General features: G+C 68.7%; 13 protein-coding genes and 1 pseudogene. 6 read left to right on the top strand and 8 right to left on the bottom strand.

Features of this window, described 5'->3' with window-relative positions:
* Positions 1 to 3: 3 nt before the first annotated feature.
* The 3 genes from AB0H21_RS15450 to AB0H21_RS15440 all read right to left on the bottom strand — a co-directional run bounded on the left by AB0H21_RS15450 (position 4) and on the right by AB0H21_RS15440 (position 3,796).
* Entirely contained in the window at positions 4 to 1,917 is a 1,914-nt protein-coding gene (locus AB0H21_RS15450; RefSeq protein ID WP_358516654.1) for a hypothetical protein, read from the bottom strand.
* A 170-nt stretch (positions 1,918 to 2,087) separates the two neighbouring features.
* The gene (locus AB0H21_RS15445; protein WP_358516653.1) at positions 2,088 to 3,632 is read right to left on the bottom strand and encodes a mannitol dehydrogenase family protein; all 1,545 of its coding nucleotides are present in this window, start codon (positions 3,630 to 3,632) and stop codon (positions 2,088 to 2,090) included.
* Positions 3,629 to 3,796: a hypothetical protein gene (locus tag AB0H21_RS15440; RefSeq protein WP_358516652.1), complete on the bottom strand. Its 168-nt coding sequence runs from the start codon at positions 3,794 to 3,796 to the stop codon at positions 3,629 to 3,631. The genes AB0H21_RS15445 and AB0H21_RS15440 overlap by 4 nt, the downstream gene beginning before the upstream one ends.
* Positions 3,797 to 4,939: 1,143 nt before the next feature.
* On the opposite strand from AB0H21_RS15440, the gene AB0H21_RS15435 reads away from it, so the two are divergent.
* The 4 genes from AB0H21_RS15435 to AB0H21_RS15420 all read left to right on the top strand — a co-directional run bounded on the left by AB0H21_RS15435 (position 4,940) and on the right by AB0H21_RS15420 (position 8,155).
* Positions 4,940 to 5,401, top strand: coding sequence for a PPOX class F420-dependent oxidoreductase (locus AB0H21_RS15435; protein WP_358516651.1), 462 nt, complete (start codon positions 4,940 to 4,942; stop codon positions 5,399 to 5,401).
* A 285-nt stretch (positions 5,402 to 5,686) separates the two neighbouring features.
* A complete protein-coding gene (locus tag AB0H21_RS15430) occupies positions 5,687 to 7,012 on the top strand; it encodes a glycoside hydrolase family 18 protein (protein WP_358516650.1) in 1,326 nt (441 codons plus the stop codon).
* Positions 7,013 to 7,173: 161 nt separating this feature from the next.
* Positions 7,174 to 7,659, top strand: a complete 486-nt coding sequence (locus tag AB0H21_RS15425; protein WP_358516649.1) for an HIT family protein — start codon at positions 7,174 to 7,176, stop codon at positions 7,657 to 7,659.
* 28 nt (positions 7,660 to 7,687) lie between these two features.
* Positions 7,688 to 8,155: an NAD(P)-binding domain-containing protein gene (locus AB0H21_RS15420; RefSeq protein ID WP_358516648.1), complete on the top strand. Its 468-nt coding sequence runs from the start codon at positions 7,688 to 7,690 to the stop codon at positions 8,153 to 8,155.
* Positions 8,156 to 8,319: 164 nt separating this feature from the next.
* Here AB0H21_RS15420 and tnpA read toward each other — a convergent pair.
* Positions 8,320 to 8,649 (bottom strand): annotated as a pseudogene (gene tnpA, locus AB0H21_RS15415) (IS200/IS605 family transposase); the annotation flags it as partial.
* 52 nt (positions 8,650 to 8,701) lie between these two features.
* On the opposite strand from tnpA, the gene AB0H21_RS15410 reads away from it, so the two are divergent.
* A complete protein-coding gene (locus AB0H21_RS15410; protein WP_358516647.1) occupies positions 8,702 to 9,970 on the top strand; it encodes a transposase in 1,269 nt (422 codons plus the stop codon).
* 53 nt (positions 9,971 to 10,023) lie between these two features.
* Positions 10,024 to 10,434, top strand: a complete 411-nt coding sequence (locus AB0H21_RS15405) for an NAD-binding protein (protein ID WP_358516646.1) — start codon at positions 10,024 to 10,026, stop codon at positions 10,432 to 10,434.
* Between the two features lie 59 nt (positions 10,435 to 10,493).
* Here the strand turns inward: AB0H21_RS15405 and AB0H21_RS15400 are convergent, their stop codons facing one another.
* The 4 genes from AB0H21_RS15400 to aspS all read right to left on the bottom strand — a co-directional run bounded on the left by AB0H21_RS15400 (position 10,494) and on the right by aspS (position 15,928).
* The gene (locus AB0H21_RS15400; protein ID WP_358516645.1) at positions 10,494 to 11,507 is read right to left on the bottom strand and encodes a zinc-binding alcohol dehydrogenase family protein; all 1,014 of its coding nucleotides are present in this window, start codon (positions 11,505 to 11,507) and stop codon (positions 10,494 to 10,496) included.
* Between the two features lie 83 nt (positions 11,508 to 11,590).
* Positions 11,591 to 13,447, bottom strand: a complete 1,857-nt coding sequence (locus tag AB0H21_RS15395) for an APC family permease (protein WP_358516644.1) — start codon at positions 13,445 to 13,447, stop codon at positions 11,591 to 11,593.
* Between the two features lie 219 nt (positions 13,448 to 13,666).
* Positions 13,667 to 14,593, bottom strand: coding sequence for an aldose 1-epimerase family protein (locus AB0H21_RS15390; RefSeq protein ID WP_358516643.1), 927 nt, complete (start codon positions 14,591 to 14,593; stop codon positions 13,667 to 13,669).
* Positions 14,594 to 14,638: 45 nt separating this feature from the next.
* Positions 14,639 to 15,928 carry an aspartate--tRNA(Asn) ligase gene (aspS, locus tag AB0H21_RS15385; protein WP_358516642.1) on the bottom strand — a complete coding sequence of 430 codons (1,290 nt, stop codon included), beginning with the start codon at positions 15,926 to 15,928 and terminating at the stop codon, positions 14,639 to 14,641.
* Between the last annotated feature and the right edge of the window lie 235 nt (positions 15,929 to 16,163).

Below are 16,163 nucleotides of genomic sequence, written 5' to 3'. Positions count from 1 at the left end.
CATTCACAACAAAGTCAAGGCTCTGGTGCATGTCATGACGGTCACGATGATAGACACCGCGATGGCCGGGAGATACGGGTTGCGGGTTGCCTTGTAGACCAGCCGAGTGATGATCGTTGCAATGGGAACAATGGCAATCACAATGATTGCCGCGTTGACCGGAGTAAAGACGGCAATGCCCATTTCGTCCAAAGGCGTATTCCCGGTGACAACAAAGAAGATGTACACAAAGGCAACGAGCAAAAGTGCACCGAGGGTGTTGAAAACCACATTTATCAGGAGGTTGACCCACTCCCTTTTGCCGATGCGAATGTAGTTGAAGACATTGGTGGCGATGGAAAGGGTAATATAGAAGACCAGAAGGAAGGGTAGGTACTTTAGGGATTCAAGAATCTTGTCGGCCTGGAAGGTGTTAAACCATAGAACCGTCCAGAAGTGGAAGTCGGTTCTAAAGAAATAGTCAACGAGAAAAACGATGGCGTATGTGGACGCAGTCGCGAGCACGCCAAGCGATACGGTCTTCCAAACCGTACCCTTCGCAAGAACAACGCCCTGTTCCCGCAGGTCAAGACCATTTTTCTTGGCGTATGTGCGATAGTTCACGAACAAGATGAGGAGTATGAAAAGAGCGCAGGCCAGCGCCCATGCGCCCATGGAGAACGATGCCCCCTGAGTGAAGAAGCTCGGCTTGTGAATGGCGGATACCCAGTAGACGATCTCAAAGGAGATCCCGCCGAACAGCGCAGCCACAGACATCCCTGTCCACAACCAGATCTTTCCCCCGAGGCCAACCTCTCTGATCTGTACCGGCCCCTCCGCCTTCAATACCCTAAAGGCTTTGGTTCTCAGCATGACGAGAATGAAGCTTACCAAGAACATGAACAGGCCAATAATACCGATAACGCTGAAGAACGTTTTCCACTGCCAGATCTGATTGTCATAGGCGATGGGTTCGGGGGCCGGCAAGGATTTGTCGAAGAACTCAAGGCTATCGCTTGCCACGCCTGAATCCATAAGACTCCAAGGATGGATTATCGGCTCATCGTAGAGGACTCTGATGGCCTCTCTGCCACCGATATTTTCCTTGTAAATAGTATGGCTGTCCCGCTCTTCAAGCCCACTGGGGTCCTTGCCGAAGTTCAAGAAAGACTGGACAACGTGCTGGTGTAGATAATCGCGGGGAGCACTGACTGTTCCGTCCTCACGCACAACGCGGTTGAACGTCACGTCGTACTGTGCCGTGATGAGCCCGACATCCCGGCTGCCGAACACATTGAAATATTTCTTGTTCGATTCTTGAAGAAATGCACCGAACGCCTGGCCTTCGACCATTGTAGGATCATTGACCACATACAATGCGGAAGTGATCAGCGGTTTCTCGGCTGCACTGTCCAGCATCACTGCCATGTCTACGGCGAACGCACCATTTGAGTTTCCGGTGATGCCGATACCGGATTGATTCACGTAAGGCAACGTGGCCAGATATTGAACACCCTCGTAAAGGCCGTTGTACATGTATTGAGGTTCCGTGGCCTCTGAACGTCCATGACCGTACATGTCGATGGAATAGACCACATACCCTCTGCGAGACAACTCAATATAGTACTGATCCGGATATTCGCTGTTGAGGCTCCCACCATGAGCCGCCACGACTGCGGGCGCGGGAGTGTCGGCCGTTGCATTTTTGGGGATAAAGAGTTGACCGGCCAGCAGATGGCCCGACGGCGTTTCCCAGCTTATTTGCTTTACGGTGACAGAATTCCCCACCGTCTTGATCAAGCTTGCTCCCACCCCGCCGACAAGGCAGAGAATCAATGCGATGACCAGCACAGACGCAGGATTCTTCACCGAGAGGACCTTGCTCTTCGCAAAAGCTCCTCCCGCCTCCGCAGGAATACGCTCTTCTACCCGTTCCATGATTTACCTTCCTGGGTCAACTGCTAGTTGAAACAACTAGCCGCTTACCGACACGCAAGGTGTCAGTGACGTTTTACCTGCCTACTTCTCTTAGGACCTGCCAAAAGCTGCGGTACTATTCGCAGTACCGCACGGGTCCGTGGGGTCGGTCGGATCCGGCGGGTCACCGCTCAGTCGCCGATACTCGCGTTCTCGCCTCGGGACCCGTCTTCCACGAGTGCACGGACGGTCGCCGCCGCACCTCGTTCGATGAGCGATTCCAGGGCCTCGAGATAGGCCTCGCGGAAGCGATCATCCTCGGCGAGATCGCCGAAGTACTTCCTGTTCGCGATGAAGGCGATCGGGTTCTCGCGCTGTGTGCGCGCGATGCGGACCAGCTCGTCCGCATCGCGATCGACCACGTCGATGGGCTCGCCTTGCTCGTCCACCCCCTCGGCGTACCGGGCCCAGCTGGCGACGATCGCCGCGGAGCGACGAATATCGCCGCCTGCGCGCAACTGCTCCCTGATCACGGGGAGCAGCCACTTCGGGATGCGGTCGCTGGATTCGGCGCACAACCGGGCCAGCGTGTCCCGGATCGCGGGATTGGCGAAGCGCTCGATGAGGGTCGTCTTGTAGGCATCGAGGTCGACGCCGGGAACAGGACGGAGCGTCGGCGTCGCCTCCCGGTCCATATAGTCCCGGAGGAAGGACTCGATCGCGGGGTCCGCCGTCGCCTCGTGCGCGTACCGATGACCACTGAGGTACCCGAAGTACGCCATGCCCTGATGGCTCGCGTTGAGCAGCCGGAGCTTCATCAGCTCATAGGGCTCGACGTCCTCGACCAGTTGCACGCCGGCCGTGTCGAACGGCGGACGCCCCCCGGGGAATCGATCTTCGAGCACCCACTGGAAGAAGGGCTCGGCGACGACCGGCCACCGATCGGCGATACCGAACTCGTGCTCCACGAGCCGGCGATCCTCGTCGGTGGTGACAGGCGTGATGCGGTCGACCATGGAGTTGGGGAAGGCGACCTGGTCGATCACCCAGCGCCCGATCTCGGGATCGCGGAGCGACGCGAAGGCCGAGAACACGGTCCGGGCCTTGTCCCCGTTCCCCTGGATGTTGTCGCAGGACATGATCGTGAAGGGCCCGATGCCACGCTCGCGACGACGCGCGAGCGCTTCGAGCACCAGCCCGAAGACCGTCTGCGGGACCGCGCCCGGCGCAAGGTCGGCCTGGATGGCGGGCGTCGACGAGTCGAACGCGCCGGTGACCTGGTCGAAGCTGTACCCACCCTCCGTGATGGTGAGCGAGACGATGCGGACCCCCGGATCCGCGAGAAGCTCGATCACCCTTTCCGGGTCGTCCGGCGCGAACAGGTAGTCGATGATGCTGCCGATCACGCGAGCGTCCACGCGTCCATCGGGGTGCTTCCGCACCAGGGTGTACAGGCCGTCCTGCGCCGAGAGAGCGTCGCGCATGGCGACGTCCCCCGGCAGCACGCCCACGCCGACGATGCCCCATTCCTGACCCGCGCCCTTTTTGAGCAGCTCGTCGACGACCAGGGCCTGGTGCGCGCGGTGGAAGCCTCCGACACCGAAGTGGACGATCCCGGCGCGGACCGAGGCGCGATCGTATCCGGGCAGCTCCACCTCCGGGTGTGACGCCGCGACCTCCGCCAGCGCGCTTTGCGACAGGGGCGAGGTTTTCGTCTTCTGGTTCTGCTGTGTCATTTGATCGCTCCCATCGCGAGTCCACGGACACGTTGTTTCTGCGCGATCCAGCCCGCCGCCACGACGGGAAGGATCGCAATGGTCGAGGCCGCCGAGAGGATGGCGAGAACCTGCCCCCGGGCGTCGGCGAAGCTCGTGAGGAACCGCGGCTTGGTGCGCGCCACGGTCGCCGTGAGGAGATTCGCGAGGGGGCTCCGTCCACGTTGTCCTGCACGTCGCCATAGTTGATCGAGACCGCGGAGTTTGATCCCAAGCGGTGAAGGCAATCGGACCTTTCGGAAGTTCGGCGGGTCAGGGACTTACCTGGAGGAGTAGGCGTCCTGCCCTCGTTGGGCTTTGACCTTGGCGGTCTCGACGGACAGATCCGTGAGGGAGTGGTCCGTGGGGAAGCGGCGTCGCTCGCTGACGATGGCCGACCGGGAGGAGATTTCGCGGTGCTTCGCCTTGAATCTGGCGAATAATGGTCCCTCGATCAGATCGCCGGGCGTCTCAAGTACGAGCGGGCCTGCGAAGCGGCGGCGGACACGGTGTCGCACGAGGCGATTTACACCTGGATGTACGCCTTGCCCAAGGGGGAGCAGGGACGGCTCGGCGTCGAGTTGTGGTCGGGTCGTGCACAGCGAAAGCCCCGCGGCCGTAAGAGATCGCCGGGAGTCCGGATTGTCGGGATGTGCTCCATCGACGACCGGCCTGCCGAGGTGGCAGATCGGCAGATTCCCGGACTTTGGGAGGGGGACCTCGTCATTGGTGAGAACACAGGAGCCGTTTCGCTCTGATTGTCCCGCTTCCGTTCGGGCGAACGTCCGACATGGTGTGCGGCGCGTTGATCGACACGGTCAAGGACGTGCCCTCCCAGCTGATCAGGTCGATCACGTGGGACCAGGGGTCGGAGATGGCCGCGCACGCGGCGTTGAGAGGGGCCCACGCGGGCCGCGGTTCAGGCGATTTCCATCAGCAAAGTTCACGCCGGTAGTCTGTTCTATGCCCCAACGGCATGGTCAAGCGGCTCGATCCAAGAACTCCGAGAAGCGCCGGCTGGGGTTCGGGGTTGGCGACCGGTGACGAGGGCACGACGGCGGATGAGCGCGAACCCGACGAGGACCACCGTGCCGTAGACGATCCATCCAGGCCGGCCCATGGCTGAGCCGTTCACGGTGTCGATCGCCGCGCCGGGGGCCGGCAGCGAGGTCATGATCAGCGCGGATGTAGCGTTGTTCACCCCGTGGGCGAGCGCCGCCGACCACCACCTGCCTGCGCGAGGTGGCGGGCACGCGGGGCGGTGTGGGGGGACGTCGTACAGTGAGGGCATGAGTCCGAAGATCGCGACCACGGACGTGGTCGGCCGTGAGCAGCTTCTCGACTTCGCGCGCGACCGTCACCAGGCGATCCTGATCACGCGTCGGCGGGACGGCGGCGTGCAGGCGTCGCCGGTCACCTGCGGGGTGGACGGCGAGGGCCGCGTCGTGGTGTCCACCTATCCTGAGCGCGCCAAGGCCGTGAACGCGCGCCGCGACCCGAACGTCAGCGTGGTGATCCTCTCCGATGACTTCGGCGGGGCCTGGGTGCAGATCGACGGCACCTGCGAGGTTCTGGACATGCCGGAGGCGCTGGAGCCGCTGGTGGAGTACTACCGGGTGATCGCGGGCGAGCACCCGGACTGGGACGAGTACCGCGCGGCCATGGAGCGCCAGGGTAAGTCGCTGCTGCGCGTGACCCCGGTGAGCTGGGGCCCGATCGCCACGGGCGGCTTCCCGGCACGCCTGGCCTGACCGGTTCCCCGCGGGACGCGGGCGCGCCCTCCCGCGGGAGGTAGCGCGTGTCCTTACCGGGGAGGTCTTACGGGTCCCCCGGGGCGCCCCCGATGACGGGTTCCCCCGGATCCCGCTCGGCGGGAGCGTAGGCGAAGGCTTCCCGTCGAGGCAGGGATCTTGGACGGAGGCGTCGATGCGTGATCGTGCATTGACGCCGCGCACGGCGGGCTCTACGATCCGAAAAACTTATAGGAAACTTTCCTATGAGTATTCAGCTCCCCAGAGCAGCGAGTGGAGACGGCCGTGCGACGACCTTTCCAGCACCTTCTCACAGCGGCGCTCGCCGCCGGGCTCGCCGCGGTGGCCATACCTGCCCAGGCCGCCACCTCGGCCCACGCGACCGCGTCCGCGTCCGCCCCGTCCATCAAGAGCCACACGCGCGACCACGACGGCGGCGACCGCTTCAAGCGGGTCGCGTACTTCACCCAGTGGGGCATCTATGGCCGTAACTACCAGGTCAAGGACGTCGAGACCAGCGGCGCCGCGGCGAAGCTGACCCACATCAACTACGCGTTCGGCGCCGTCGACGCCTCGCTCAAGTGCGTGTCCGTCGACCCCTGGGCCGACTGGCAGCGGCCGGTCTCCGCCGAGCAGAGCGTGGACGGCGTCGCCGACGCGCCCGGCCAGGCGCTCAACGGCAACCTCAACCAGCTCAAGAAGCTCAAGGCCGCCCACCCCGGCCTGAAGGTCCTGATCTCGCTCGGCGGTTGGACCGGCTCGAAGTACTTCTCCGACGCCGTGCTCACCCCGCAGGCCCGCGCCGCGCTCGCCGCGTCCTGCGTCGACCTGTGGCTGAAGGGGAACCTGCCGGGCCTCGCGGCCGGTGCGGGCGCGGGCGTGTTCGACGGCCTCGACCTGGACTGGGAGTGGCCCGGCTCCGAGGGCAACGCCGGCAACATCATCCGGCCCGAGGACAAGCGCAACTTCACGCTGTTCGTGGCCGAGCTGCGCCGCCAGCTCAACGCCTTCGACCGCAAGAGCCAGCTCACGGCGTTCCTGCCCGCCGCCGCCGCGAAGATCGACGCCGGCTTCGAGGTGCGCGACGTGTTCCGCAACCTGGACTTCGCCACCGTCCAGGGCTACGACCTGCACGGCTCGTGGGACCCGATCACCGGCCACAACGGCAACCTGTTCCCCGACCGCAGGGACCCGAACGCGATCAAGTACAGCGTGGACACCACCGTCCGCGACCTCCTGTCGCGCGGCGCCCCCGCCAAGAAGATCGTCGTCGGCGTCCCGGCGTACGGCCAGGGCTGGACGGGCGTGAAGGCCACCGGCGACGGGCTGTGGTCCCCGGCCACCGGCCCCGCGCCGGGCGTCTGGGCGGCGGGCAGCGAGGACTACAAGGTCCTGGCCGGCAAGCCGGGCAAGCGGTACCGCGACCTGCTCACCGGCGCGATGTGGCTGTACGACGGCAACGAGTTCTGGTCGTACGACGACCCGGCGTCCCTGACCCAGAAGGCCGTGTACATCCGGCTGAAGGGGCTCGGGGGGTCGATGATGTGGTCGATCGACGGGGACGACGCCAAGGCGTCCCTGACGTCGGCGCTCTACAAGATCCTGCGCTGACGGAAGACCACCAGGCGGGCCCGGTACTCCCCACAGGGAGTGCCGGGCCCGCAGGCTTTCGGGCGGGCGGGCCGTCTGGCCTGGTCAGAGGGCCGCGCGCGTGACGCCGTCCGCCGGGGGCCCGCGGAAGGTCCCGATTCGGGGCGAGGAATCATTGAAGGATGGACAGCTCAGGCGACGTATGCGCCTTCTGCGACATCCTTGAGGGCAGGGCGGAAGCGAGCCTGGCCTTCCAGGACGACCGCACGATCGTGATCATGGAAAGCAACCCGGTGAACCCGGGGCACGCCCTCGTCATCCCGCGAGTCCACGCCGCCGGGCTCGAAGACCTCGACGAGGAGGTCGGCGTCCACATGTGGCGGATCGCCCAGCGGGTCGCGGTCGGCCTGCGGCACTCGGGGCTGCACTGCGAGGGCATCACCATGTTCCTCGGCGACGGCGAGCCCTCGCTCCTCGGTGTCTTCCACGCACACGTCCACGTCTTCCCGCGCTTCCAGGGGGACGACTTCGTGATCGACGCCGACTGTGAGCCGCGCGACCGCAGGCTGCTCAACCAGGAGGCGTGGGTGCTCAGAGAGGCCATGAAGGCCCTCGCCAAACCCCCGGGCGCGCCGGCCGACCGCGCGCGGACGCCCAGCCGAAGCTGACGCGGGCGCCGACGGGAGGGGAACGATCATGCGGGTCGCCGTACTCGGGATGGGGCACATGGGCCGGGCGGTCGCCACGCGGCTGCTGACGCGCGGGCACGCCGTCACCGTCTGGAACCGCACCCCCGGCAGGGCCGGCGAGGTCGTGCGGGCCGGCGCCGCCGAGGCGTCCTCGCCCCCGGAGGCCGCGCGCGGGACCGCCGCCACGCTGATGTCGCTCACCGACGACCAGGCCGTGCTCAGCGTCATGCGTAGGCTGATCGAGCTGGGGGGCGAGCCGGACCCGCCCGTCATCGTGGACATGAGCACCGTCGCGCCCGGCACCTCGCGCAGCCTGCGCGACGTCGCGCCGCGGCGGCGTTTCCTGGCCGCGCCGATCATCGGGGCGCCGGAGGCCGTCGTGGACGGGACGGCGTCCGGCCTGGTGGGAGGGGAGAGGCGCTTCGCCGACACGCTGGAGCCCTTGTGGTCGGCGATCTACCGGTTTCGTCCGTAGTGCTCCGGCCATCAGACCGGGGGTGAAGCGGACCGTCCCGCGTAGCGGGGCAAGAACAGCCGATTCGCCGCCAGGCGAACCGGCGTCCACCCCGATCAGACCGGTCGTTTCTGCTGCTGATGTACTGCTTGAGCACGGCCGGCGGGGCCCCGGCCAACCGGTCCGGCGAAGTAGGAGCCGGACCAGAAATGATCACCCTGCAGGTGCTCGCGGGCGTGGGCGCCGAGCTCCTTGCGCAGCATCCGAGCCGAAACCCCCGTCAACGAGTTGACCAGCCTGGACAAGGCGACCTTGGGCGGATAGCGGACCAGCAGGTGGACGTGGCCGTCCTCGCCGTCGAACTCACCGAGTTCGACCTCGAAGCCGGCACAGATCTTCCGCATGATCTGTTCGCATCGGACCGGCATCGGGCCGGTGAAGGCCCCACGCCGATATTTTGTGATGAACACCAAATGGGCGTGGAGACCGTGCACGACATGCCGTCCGGTGCGCACATCAGGGTTCGGTTTCCATCCCGGTGACGCAACGAAACGATACGATCACGGTGTGGCGAAGGTAAAGCAGGCGCGGGCGCATGTGGCCCGCCTGGAGTTGAGCACGGCCCAGGCGGCGGTGCTGGACGGTCAGGCGCACACCGCCCGCGCGCTGTGGAACCTGTTGCACGAGTACGCCACCTTCCGGCAGGGCCGGTTGGCGACGTTGAAGCAGTGCGACGAGGCGATCCGGGTGGCTCGTCGTGAGATCGACTGGATGGGCCGGCTGCCCGCCCAGGCCGCCCAAGCCGTGCTGAAGACCTACCGGCAGGCGTGGGCGAACTTCTTCGACCCCGATCACACCGCGGGGCGCCCGAGGTTCAAGGCCCGGGTGCGATCCCGGATGGCCGTGGATGTGCCCCAGGCCCGCGATCTGCAGATCAAGCGGGTCAACCGGCGGTGGGGTGCGGTCAGCCTGCCCAAGGCCGGGCGGGTCCGGTTCCGGTGGACCAAGGACCTGCCCGGCGTCACCAAGGGCGGCCCGGCCGGGCGGATCACCGGAGCCCGGCTGGTCAAGGACGCCTTCGGCTGGCAGATCGTTTTCCGCACCGAAACCATGGCCGCCGCGGTCATGGACACCCATCCCGGCCCGGCCGTGGGGATCGACCGGGGCATCACCGTCGCCTTGGCGTTGTCGGACGGCACCCCGCGTGAGCACGGGCCCTGGCTCACCGGCGGCGAGAAGGAACACCTGCGCCGCCTGGAGAAGAAGTCCGCCCGCCAGCGCCGCACCCGCACTCCCGGCCGTCCCACGTCCAAACGGCTGACCCGCACCTACGACCAGATCGCCAAGGCCCGCGCGACAGCCAAGCGCCGAGCCCTCGACTGGCAGCACAAGACCACCACCGAACTCGCCGGCACCTTCGGCGTGGTCGTGGTGGAGGACCTGAAGATCACGAACATGGTCCGCTCCGCCAAGGGCACCATCGAACACCCCGGCCGGAACGTGACGCAGAAGGCAGGGCTGAACCGTGCCATAAGCGGCGAGGCGTGGGGCCGCACGGTCACCCTGCTGGAGTACAAGACCCGTGATCGCGGCGGGCTGGTGGTGAAGGTGCCCGCCCCGGGCACCTCGCAGACCTGCCACCGGTGCGGGCACCGCGACCCGGCCTCCCGTGACGGCACCCGGTTCTCCTGCACCGACCCCGGATGCGGATGGACCGGCCACGCAGACACCAACGCCGCGATCAACATTCGCAACGCCGCAGGAACTGTGGTGTCAGGACGTGGAGACCTCGGGGCTGCCCGGTCTGCGAAGCGTCAACCCCCGCGCGCCGCTTAACCACGACGCGACGGGAGAATCTCCGGCCTTCAGGTCGGGGAGGAGTTCAATCTGTGCACTGGTACTGCGGGGACGACCCGGGGAGCGCCACGACCCTCAAGCTGGTCAACAACTATCTGTTGATGTCCGGCATCGCCGTCCTGGCCGAGGGCGTGACGACCGCCCAGGCCGCCGGGGTGGAGTCCGGGCTGCTGCGCGAGGTCCTGTTCCAGTGGGCCACCGTCCCGCCCGCGCTGCGCAACCGCCTGGACGACGTCCTCGGCGGCGACCACGAAGGCTGGTTCACGACCCGGCTCGGCGCCAAGGACGTCCGCCTGCTGGCCGAGGTGGCGGAGGCGCACGGCCTGACCCTGCCCCTCGCCCGGCTGGTCGAGCGCCGGTACGAGCAGGCCGCGGCGGCGGGCTTCGGGGACGCCGATATCGGCGCCGTCGTCGAACTCGTCCGCGACCGCGCGTCCGGTTGACCACCCCTGAGCGGCCCCGTCCCGGCGACTCGGTCCCGGCGGCTCGGTCCCCTGGCGGGTCAGCCGCCGATGTGGAGGACGGCCGCGCCGTTCACCCGGTCCGCCGCGAGGTCGGCCAGCGCCTGGTCCGCGCGGTCGAACGGGTACGGGGTCGTGGTGACGCTCAGCGGGTGCCGCGTGGCCAGGTCGAGGAACGTCCGGCCGTCCTCGCGCGTGTTCGCGGTGACGCTGCGCAGGCCCCGCTCGTAGAACAGGTGGTCCTGGTATTTCAGCGGCGGGACGTCGGTGAGGTGGATGCCCGCGACGGCCAGCGTCCCGCCCCGGTCGAGGGCGGCGAGCGCCACGGGGACGAGATCGCCGACCGGGGCGAACAGGATGGCCGATTCCAGCGGCTCGGGCGGAGGGTCGTACGCGCCGCCCGCCGAGGCCGCCCCGAGCTCCAGCGCCAGACGCCGCGCCGCCAGGGACCGGGTCAGCACGTGCACGGAGGCGCCCTGCGCGATCGCCACCTGGGCGGTCAGGTGCGCCGAGGCCCCGAAGCCGTAGACGCCGAGCCTGCCGCGCGGGGGAAGGTCGGCGCGGGCGAGCGCGCGGTAGCCGATGATGCCCGCGCACAGCAGCGGGGCCAGGCGCTCGGCGGGCCGGTCCTCCGGCAGCGTGTAGACGTAGTCCTCCGGCGCGGTCGTGTACTCGGCGTACCCTCCGTCGGCGTCCCAGCCGGTGTACCGCGAGTCGGGGCACAGGTTCTCCAGGCCGCGCAGGCAGTACCGGCACCGGCCGCAGGTCTGCCGCAGCCAGGCCACCCCGACCCGCGTGCCGTCCGGCAGACCCGCTCCGGGGCCGCGCGCCACGACCCGGCCGACCACCTCGTGCCCGGGGACGGTGCCCGGCCGTTTCGGCGGCAGGTCGCCCTCGGCGAGGTGCAGGTCGGTGCGGCACACGGCGCACACCTCGACCTTGACCAGGACCTCCCCGGGCCCCGGCTCCGGTACGGGCAGCCGCACCCGCTCAAGAGGACGCGTCTCCATCGGCCCGGGCCGCCGCACCACCCAGGCGCTCATGGTCTCACCCATGCCCCCATGCTCACACGCCCGCGTTGCTCACCCATGGAGGGGAACGATTCACCCGGCAAGAAGTTCGGCCTTCACGCCGGATTTCAGGCCAGCGCCGACAGGCGGAACCGCATGCGGCAGACCACTGCGCCGCTCATCCGGCGCAGGCCCCGCGCCAGGACGGCGCCCCGCTGGTTCTGCAGGAACCGCATCCAGGCGTGCTCGGGCTCGATCTCGGCGATCAGCACGAACACGTGGGCCTCACGCAGCGAGGCCAGGTAGGTCGCCAGGGGCCGGGCGAGGCGCCGGTGGGCGTCGTGGATCAGGACGAGCTCGACGTCCGGGTGCCAGCGCTCCCATTCCTCGACGAACGCCCGGCCTTCGTCCTCGTCGTCCGGATACGTCACATGGACGGCGACGACGCGGTCGCCGAGGGAGAGCGCCGCCGCGAGGGTGTCGCGGGTGAGCCGGTTCACCGCGTGCACGGGCACGACGACGACCGAGCGGCGGGGCCTCGGCGGCGTGGGCACCACGCCCAGCTCCAGTTTGCGGCCGATCCGCGTGTACGCCCGGTTGACCCACTCCATGCCGAGCACGATCAGCGGCAGGGCGGCGACGACGATCCAGCCGCCCTCGCCGAACTTCGTGGCGGCGATCACGAGGACGGCGACGCCGGTCATCAGCGCGCCGAAGCCGTTGAGCGCGGCCTTCCGCCGCCATCCGGAGGGCCGTTCGGCGAGCCAGTGCCGCACCATTCCCGCCTGCGACAGGGTGAATCCGACGAACACCCCGATCGCGAACAGCGGGACGAGCTTGTTCATGTCGCCGCGCGTGCCGACCAGCAGCAGCGCGGCCGTGACGGCGAGGAACACGATGCCGTACCGGTGGACCTGCCGCTCGACCCGCAGCGCGAAGAAGTGCGGCAGGTTGTTGTCCTTGGCCAGAAGCTTCGCCAGGACGGGCAGCCCGCCGAAGGAGGTGTTGGCGGCCAGCGCGAGCAGGATCACGGTGGAGAACTGGACGACGTAGAACAGCGGCCCGTCCCCGAGCGCGGCCCGCGTGACCTGCGCCAGCACCGTGATCCCGTGCACCGGGCCGATCGAGAACCTCTGGATGAGGGCGGCCACGCCGATCAGCATGATCCCGAGCACGGCGCCGAGCGCGACCTCGGTCCGCTGCGCCCGGCGCACGCGCGGCTTCCTGAAGGTCGGCACGGCGTTGGCGATGGCCTCGACCCCGGTCAGGGCCGCGCAGCCGTTGGCGAACGCCCGCAGCAGGAGCAGCGCGCCGACCGTCTCCAGCCCGTGGGCCTGGGCGGCGTGCTGGACGGGGGTCGCGGGCGCGGCGCGCAGCAGACCCACGACGATGACCAGGCAGATCGCGCCGACGTAGATGATCGTGGGGACGATGAAGGCGCGTGCGCTCGTGCCGACGCCCCGCAGGTTGACCAGCGTCACGGCGAGCACCACGGCCAGGCACAGCCAGATGGTGTACGGAAGCAGCTCGGGGAAGGCCGAGGTCAGCGCCGCCACCCCCGCCGCGACGGAGACGGCCACGTTCAGGACGTAGTCGACGATCAGGCTGGCACCCGCGACCAGGCTCGCCCGGCGTCCGAGGTAGGCCTTGGCGACGCCGTACGCGCCGCCGCCCTGCGGAAAGCTGGCGATCACCTGGCGGTAGGAGATCGTCAGCACGGCCAGCAGGAGCACGATCGCCAGCGTGACGGGGACCGCGTAGCCGAGCCCGGCCGCGCCGGCGAGCGCGAGGACGAGCACGATCGCCTCGGGGCCGTACGCGACGGACGCCAGGGCGTCGAGCGAGAGCGCGGCGAGGCCGCCGGGGACGCTGAGGCGGTGTCTCTCCGTGTCCGGGGTGCCGATCCTGCCGGCGAAGCCCTTCCTCGGAGGGGTCTTGCGGAGGGCTGCTCTTCCGAAGGAAGTGGCACGGGTGATGGCGGGCATCGCATCCGTCTCCTACCTGCGGTTACCCTTCCATCCTGCGCCAAAAATCCTGATTTATGGTCATATGTACGGGTTCTTGACGCCGTTCGCCGCGATCCGCACCTCATCTTTATGCCGGGTCGTCCGGACGTGGAAGCCACTGGGCCATAGCCAGAGCCGATCACGAACGGGCGGCCGCGCGGGTCAGAGGGCGGGTCAGAGGGCGGGTCAGAGGGCGGGTCAGAGGGCGGGTCTGAGGGCGGCGATGCCCCAGTGGTGCGTCACCTGGTCGCCGGGGCCGAGCCGGATGACGTCCTCGCCCGTCCCGAACGCGTTGGGCGGGCAGCTCATCGGCTCCACCGCCAGCCCGGCGCGGCGGTACGGGCCGGTCAGGCTGTCGCCGGTGAAGAGCTGAAGCCACGGGACGCCCTCGCCCGCCCACAACTCGACGCCGCGCGAGCCGTCCGCCGTGGTGAGCCGGACGTGCACCAGCCCGTCCTTCTCGCGGGTCAGGTCGGTGAAGGGGGTGTCCAGCGCCAGATCGTCGATCGGCCGCGCCGTCCGGAAGTCGTACGCGGTGCCCTCGACGTCGCTGCCGCCGACGGGGATCTTGCGCTCGTCCACCTGGAGCCACCGCCCGGCGGGAAGCTCCAGCACGGCCGACTCCAGCGGCTCGCCCACCGTGAGGTACGGGTGCGCGCCGAAGCCGTACGGCGCGTCGGTGCCGCCCGCGTTCGCGGCGGTCAGCGCCCCCCGGAGGCCCGAGGCGCCGAGCGCGTAGGTGACCGTGAGGTCCAGGATGTGCGGGTAGCCGGCCTGCGGGAACAGCCGCAGGCCGAGGGTGACCGAGGCCTTGTCGCCGGAGACCAGGCGCCAGGGGAGCGTCCGGGTGAAGCCGTGCGCGGCGTTCATGTACTTCGGCTCGGTGAGCGCGAGCTGGCGCTCCTGCCCGTCGAAGGTGTACCGGCCGCCGTCCACGCGGTTCGGCCACGGCAGCAGCAACACCCCCGCCGAGCCGGGCGGCTGCCGGTCCTTCGGGTAGTCGACGATCAGCGGCCGGTCCTCGAAGGTCAGGGCGCGCAGGCCCGCGCCGACCTCCGTGACGACGGCCTCGTAGCCGTCGGCGGCGATGACGTGCTGGACCCCGGTGGGCGCGATGGTCGTCACCCGTCAATTCAACACCACCGGGGTCAATTCACACCGAAGTGGCGCTTACGGCGTCAGGCGGTGCAGGTCACGGGGGAAGAGCGTCGTCTGGCGCACGTTCGCCGCGCTCGTGAAGCGCGCCGTCCAGCGTTCCAGACCGATCGCGAACCCGCCGTGCGGCGGCATGCCGTGGGCGAACGCGGCCAGGTAGCCCGCGTAGGCCTCCGGGTCCTCGCCCCGGGCGGCCAGCGCCGCCAGGTAGTCGGCGTGCCGGTGCAGCCGCTGCCCGCCCGTCACCAGTTCGAGGCCGCGGAACAGCAGGTCGAAGCTGCGCGAGAACTCCGGCCGTTCCGGGTCGGGATGGGTGTAGAAGGGCCGCTTGACCATCGGATATCCGGTGACGAACAGGAACTCCGACCCGTGCTCGCGCCGCGCCCATTCGCCGAGGAAGCGCTCGTGCGCCGGGGCCAGGTCCGGCTCGCCCCGCGGGTCCTCGCCGGTGTGCCGGGCCACGAGCTCCTGGGCCTCGGCGAAGTGGATCGACGGGATCTCCCGCGGCACCTCCGGCACGTCGAGTTCCAGCAGCGCCGTCGCGGCTCCCGCCCGTTCCGCCACGCAGGCGTGCATGCCGGCGAGCGCCACCGTCAGCACCGCCATGACGTCCCGGTGGTCGTCGACGAAGCCCAGTTCGGCGTCCAGGCTGGTGTACTGCGCCAGGTGGCGGGCCGTGTCGTGCGGCTCGGCGCGGAACACCGGGCCGACCTCGTAGACCCGCTCGAACACCCCGACCAGCGCCTGCTTGAAGAACTGCGGCGACTGGGCGAGGAACGCGGGCCTGCCGAAGTAGTCGATGCCGAAGACGTTCGCGCCCGACTCCGTCGCCGACGCGACGATCTTCGGGGTCGAGGTCTCGACGAAGCCGAGCCCGTCCAGCGCGGCGCGGAACCCGGCCACCGCGGCGGCGGCGATCTCGAACGGGGCGCGGAGCCGGGGGTGCCGCAGCGCGGCGGGCGCGTGGTCGAGGATCGTCGGCAGCGTGCCGCCCACGACCGGCCGGTACAGGTCGAACGGCGGCGGCGCGACGGGCGCCGACAGCACCTCGACCTCCGGGTCCGCCACCTCGGCCCCGCCGGGCGCCTGGTCGTTGAGGACGACCGCGCCGGTCACGGCGAGGACGGTCTCCTCGGCGAGCTCCGGCGGCGGCTCGCGCAGCACGATCTGCGCCAGCCCCGAGCGGTCGCGCAGGATGAGGAACGAAACGGACTTCAGGTCGCGCCGGCGGTGCAGCCAGCCGGCGAGACGGACGCGCCGGCCCGCGTGCGCGGGCAGGTCGGCGGCGAGGATACGCGAGATCATCCCACTCCTTGGAGGAATATGAGCGATCCCTTGGGAGCGCGGGGGAGAAGGGGACTCCCGGTGCCACCGCGCTTTCGCCGCCGCCTGGGCGGCGGCCTCGAGTGGCCCTGTGACGGGGGCCGGCCGGCGGGGCATTGGACGGGCTTGCGGCCCGCCGTTCCTCCCCGCGCTCGGGAGGGTCTTCGTTCCGGGACGCGAGACCGCCTTCGCAGCTTCCGGCGGCTCTCTGGCTCGC

Source organism: Sphaerisporangium sp. NPDC051011 (assembly GCF_040653595.1).
Lineage (GTDB): Bacteria > Actinomycetota > Actinomycetes > Streptosporangiales > Streptosporangiaceae > Sphaerisporangium.
Note: the sequence above shows the minus strand (reverse complement) of the source record. Positions and strands in the feature narration are given on the sequence as shown.